Annotated in this window: 6 protein-coding genes; 5 read left to right on the top strand and 1 reads right to left on the bottom strand. The window is 61.9% G+C overall.

The genetic code is table 11. The features are described 5' to 3' along the window. Positions 1-346: 346 nt before the first annotated feature. Entirely contained in the window at positions 347-1,048 is a 702-nt protein-coding gene (locus tag MOV63_RS32015) for a B12-binding domain-containing protein (protein ID WP_038543293.1), read from the top strand. 30 nt (positions 1,049-1,078) lie between these two features. Here MOV63_RS32015 and MOV63_RS32020 read toward each other — a convergent pair whose 3' ends face one another. Then, a complete protein-coding gene (locus tag MOV63_RS32020; protein ID WP_038543295.1) occupies positions 1,079-1,237 on the bottom strand; it encodes a hypothetical protein in 159 nt (52 codons plus the stop codon). Positions 1,238-1,251: 14 nt separating this feature from the next. Between MOV63_RS32020 and MOV63_RS32025 the strand changes: the two genes are divergently transcribed. The 4 genes from MOV63_RS32025 to MOV63_RS32040 all read left to right on the top strand — a co-directional run. Next, positions 1,252-1,893 (top strand): DUF1638 domain-containing protein, encoded by a 642-nt coding sequence (locus tag MOV63_RS32025; protein WP_247039778.1) that lies wholly within the window; start codon positions 1,252-1,254, stop codon positions 1,891-1,893. A gap of 58 nt (positions 1,894-1,951) precedes the next feature. Further along, a complete protein-coding gene (locus tag MOV63_RS32030) occupies positions 1,952-2,725 on the top strand; it encodes a formyl transferase (RefSeq protein WP_247039779.1) in 774 nt (257 codons plus the stop codon). Positions 2,726-2,854: 129 nt separating this feature from the next. Continuing rightward, a complete protein-coding gene (locus MOV63_RS32035) occupies positions 2,855-3,157 on the top strand; it encodes a virulence factor (protein ID WP_247039780.1) in 303 nt (100 codons plus the stop codon). Positions 3,158-3,209: 52 nt separating this feature from the next. Then, on the top strand, positions 3,210-4,125 hold a 916-nt coding region (locus tag MOV63_RS32040), incomplete at its 3' end, for a methyltetrahydrofolate cobalamin methyltransferase (RefSeq protein ID WP_247039781.1).

The following is a 4,125-nucleotide window of genomic DNA, read 5'->3' on the forward strand; positions in this document are numbered from 1 at the left end:
GGCGGCCTGCCGCTCCCCGCTCGCCGCGGCCGCGTCTGGCCCCGCTGCCTGCCGGTTCCGTCTCTGGGGTCAAATCGTCCATGATGTTCCTCGCCTCCGCTTTGAAAAGCGCCTCAAGCTTTTTTGATGCGCCATGCTAGGCTCAAGCGCAAGCCGAGCCCCGCCTTTCTGCGTCACGGGTTTGTACAGGACAGACATCACGCCGTGATCTTCCGTCGTTTTTCCGACGCGCCGCTGTCGCATACGAAAGAAATTGCCAAGCAAATTAAAGGTACAGATAGTCGGGACGGTAAACGTCTGATTTGCCGGCCTTCGAACCGGCCCCTCGAACGAAGGGAAACATTGCATGTCCGACGACGAAATCATCCTGGCGGAACTTTCCGACGAGGAACTCGTGCAGCAGATGCACGACGATCTTTACGACGGCTTGAAGGAGGAGATCGAGGAGGCGACCAACATCCTGCTCACGCGCGGCTGGACGCCCTATGACGTCCTCACAAAGGCCTTGGTCGAGGGTATGCGCATCGTCGGCATCGACTTCCGTGACGGCATTCTTTTCGTGCCGGAAGTGCTGCTCTCGGCGGGTGCCATGAAGGCCGGCATGTTCATCCTGCGGCCGCTTCTGGTCGAGACCGGCGCTCCGAAACTCGGCAAGATGGTGATCGGCACCGTCAAGGGCGACATCCACGACATCGGCAAGAACCTTGTCGGCATGATGATGGAGGGAGCGGGCTTCGACGTGGTCGATCTTGGCATCAATAACCCCGTCGAGAACTATCTCGACGCGATCGAGCGGGAACAGCCGGATATTCTCGGAATGTCGGCGCTTTTGACCACGACCATGCCCTATATGAAGGTCGTTATCGACACGCTGAAGGAAAAGGGCATGCGCGACGACTATATCGTGCTTGTCGGCGGCGCGCCGCTCAACGAGGAATTCGGCAAGGCGGTCGGCGCCGATGCCTATTGCCGCGATGCGGCGGTCGCCGTCGAAACGGCAAAGGAATATATCCGCCGCAAGCACAACAGCCTTGCCGCCGGCGCCTGAGGCGCCGAACGGCTTGCTGACGGCGACGCCTTAACGCGCAGCGCGATCGACCCGGCGTCCCGCATCCTGCGTGGCATTGACGGTGTTGGCCGCATCCTTGCCCATGCCGCGGATGGTATTGCCGCAGGAGGTGAGTGAAACCATCGTCGCGAGAAGAGCGGCGATTACCGTGACTGTCTTGACCGTCATGTTAAAATACTCCGATGGAGAGAGATGAAATCGTGGCGGAAATGGATTTTCCGGCAAAGGAACGTTCAACTTGCGAAAAAGTTCACGTGATCGCGTGCGGAGCGATCGCGCGGGAAATCCTTGCTGTTTCCAGGCAGCAAGGTCTTGGCCATATCGATCTCAACTGCCTGCCGGCGATCTGGCACGCCTATCCGCAGAAGATCGTTCCAGGGCTTGAAAAAGCCGTCGCCGAGGCGCGGGAAGCTGGGTTCAAAAAGATCTTTTTCGCCTATGCGGATTGCGGAACCGGCGGCGACATCGACCGGCTCTGCGAACGCGAGGGCATCGCCCGCATTGAGGGGCCGCACTGTTATTCCTTCTTCGCCGGAAACGACGCTTTTGCCGCAAAGGCGGACGAAGACCTGTTCTCATTCTTCTTGACAGATTTTCTCGCCCGCCAGTTCGAGGCCTTCGTCATCGAACCGCTCGGTCTCGACCGTCATCCGCAGCTGAAGGAGATGTATTTCGGCAATTACCGAAAGCTCGTCTATCTGAGCCAGGAGGAAGACGAGGTCCTTCAGGAGAAGGCGCGTGCGGCCGCCGAGTATCTCGGCCTGGAATACGAATACCGCTTCACCGGCTACGGTGACCTCACGCAGGCGTTACGCTCGGTTTAACCGTTTCTTCGGGCCTTCGGCGGAAGAGTGCGGCCCTGCGCTTTTTGCGGGGGGATCGATGCAGGACCGGAATTCTCGGATCGTGGTGATGACGTCAGGCGGGGTGAACCCGCAGATGATGATCAACGCATTGGCAAAACATTTCCCCGACCTGCATGTCGTCGAGGAACAGCCGGAATCGAAGGGCACGCTTTTGAAACGCCGCGCCCGGCGGTTCGGCTGGTTTACCGCGCTTGGCCAACTTGCGACGATGATCGCGTCGCGGCTCACCAAGAGCGTGGCGGCGAGCCGCTCCGCCGAGATCATCCGCGACTACGGCCATTCCACCGAGCCTAACCCAGCGATCCCCGTGACGCACGTGGCCTCCCTCAACGATCCGGCCTGTCACGCAGCGGTGACAGCCCTGAAGCCCGCCGCGATCTTCACCATATCCTGCCGCATCCTGTCGCCGGAGACGCTTGCCGCTGTCCGCTGCCCGGTAATCAACTTCCACGCCGGCATCAATCCGATGTATCGCGGCCAGATGGGCGGCTATTGGTCGCGTGTCGAAGGCGACGAGAAGAACTTTGGCGCCACCGTGCATTTGGTCGACAAGGGCATCGATACCGGCGGAACGCTCTACGAGAAGCGGGTGGAGCCGGCGCGCTCGGATTCGCTCGCCACCTATCCGTTGCTGATGACTGCCTCTTCCGTCGATATCAGCGTCCGCGCGCTTCGCGATGCCATCGCCGGCACACTGAAGCCGTATCAGCCGCAAGGCCCCTCCGCACTACGTTTCCCGCCGCCGATCTGGACCTGGGTCTATCACGGGCTGACCCGGAAGATCTGGTAACCGGCACCCGGCCCGACATCCGGCAAGGCAATCCCATCACCGCGTCGTATTTTGCTGGGTGCGACGTCGTCGCAAGCGCAGTCTTGTCGCCCGCACCCGTGCATGCTGCACCTCAACACGGAGGAATTCATGGCCGACCGCATCGTCGTCTTCTGGCGGGATATTCCGGCGCAGGTGATCATCAAGAAGGGCCGCCAGACCGCCAAGCGGGAACTGTCGCTGCGCTTCACCGAGGCGATCGACATGTGCGCGATGCGCAGCGGCGCCGCCGGCAACGACGACTACCTCGCCGAATGGCGCAAGGCCGATCCCACCGCCGTCTCCGACGATCTTGAGGCCGAAGCCGACAGGGCGGCGGCCGAGCTCGAAGCAGCCTATGACCGGGAAAAACTCGTGGCGCTGGTGAAGACCGGCGGCCGCGAAACCGCCTGACGTTCAGACAATCACATCGTTTCGGCGCCGCATCGCGCGCCTGGAGGAAGAAATGACCCGCACCATCGTCGCATCCGCAACCCGGGAGATTGTGATCGGCTTCGACCAGCCCTTTTGCGTGATCGGCGAACGCATCAACCCGACGGGCCGCAAGAAGCTCGCGGCCGAGATGATCGAGGGCAATTTCGACACGGTCATCAGGGATGCGCTGGAACAGGTGGCGGCGGGCGCCACCATGCTCGACGTCAATGCCGGGGTCACCTCGGTCAACCCCAACGAGACCGAACCTGGCCTACTCGTCCGGACGCTGGAGATCGTCCAGGGCCTCGTCGACGTGCCGCTGTCGATCGACAGTTCGGTGACAGCCGCCATCGAGGCGGCGCTAAAAGTCGCCAAGGGCCGGCCACTGGTCAATTCGGTCACCGGCGAGGAGGAAAAGCTCGAGGCGATCCTGCCGCTTTGCAAGAAATACGACGTACCGGTCGTGGCGATCTCCAACGACGAGACCGGCATTTCGATGGATCCGGACGTCCGTTTCGCGGTCGCCAAGAAGATCGTCGAACGCGCCGCCGACTACGGCATCAAGCCGCATGACATCGTCGTCGATCCGCTGGTCATGCCGATCGGCGCGCTCGGCAGCGCCGGCCTGCAGGTCTTTGCGCTCCTGCGGCGCCTGCGCGAGGAGCTGAAGGTCAACACGACCTGCGGGCTCTCCAACATCTCCTTCGGCCTGCCGCACCGCCATGGCATCAATGCCGGCTTCATCCCGATGGTGATTGGCGCCGGCATGACGTCGGCGATCATGAACCCCTGCCGGCCGCAGGAAATGGAAGCGGTGCGCGCCGCCAACGTGCTGAACGGCACGGATCAGAACTGCGGTAACTGGATCATGACCTATCGTGACTATAAGCCGGTCGAAGGCAGTGGAGCCGCGGCGACGGCAGCATCGTCGGCCGCCAGCGGCCGAC

Origin of the sequence: Neorhizobium sp. SHOUNA12A, from assembly GCF_023006505.1 — a bacterium.
In the GTDB taxonomy this organism is placed as follows: Bacteria; Pseudomonadota; Alphaproteobacteria; order Rhizobiales; family Rhizobiaceae; genus Neorhizobium.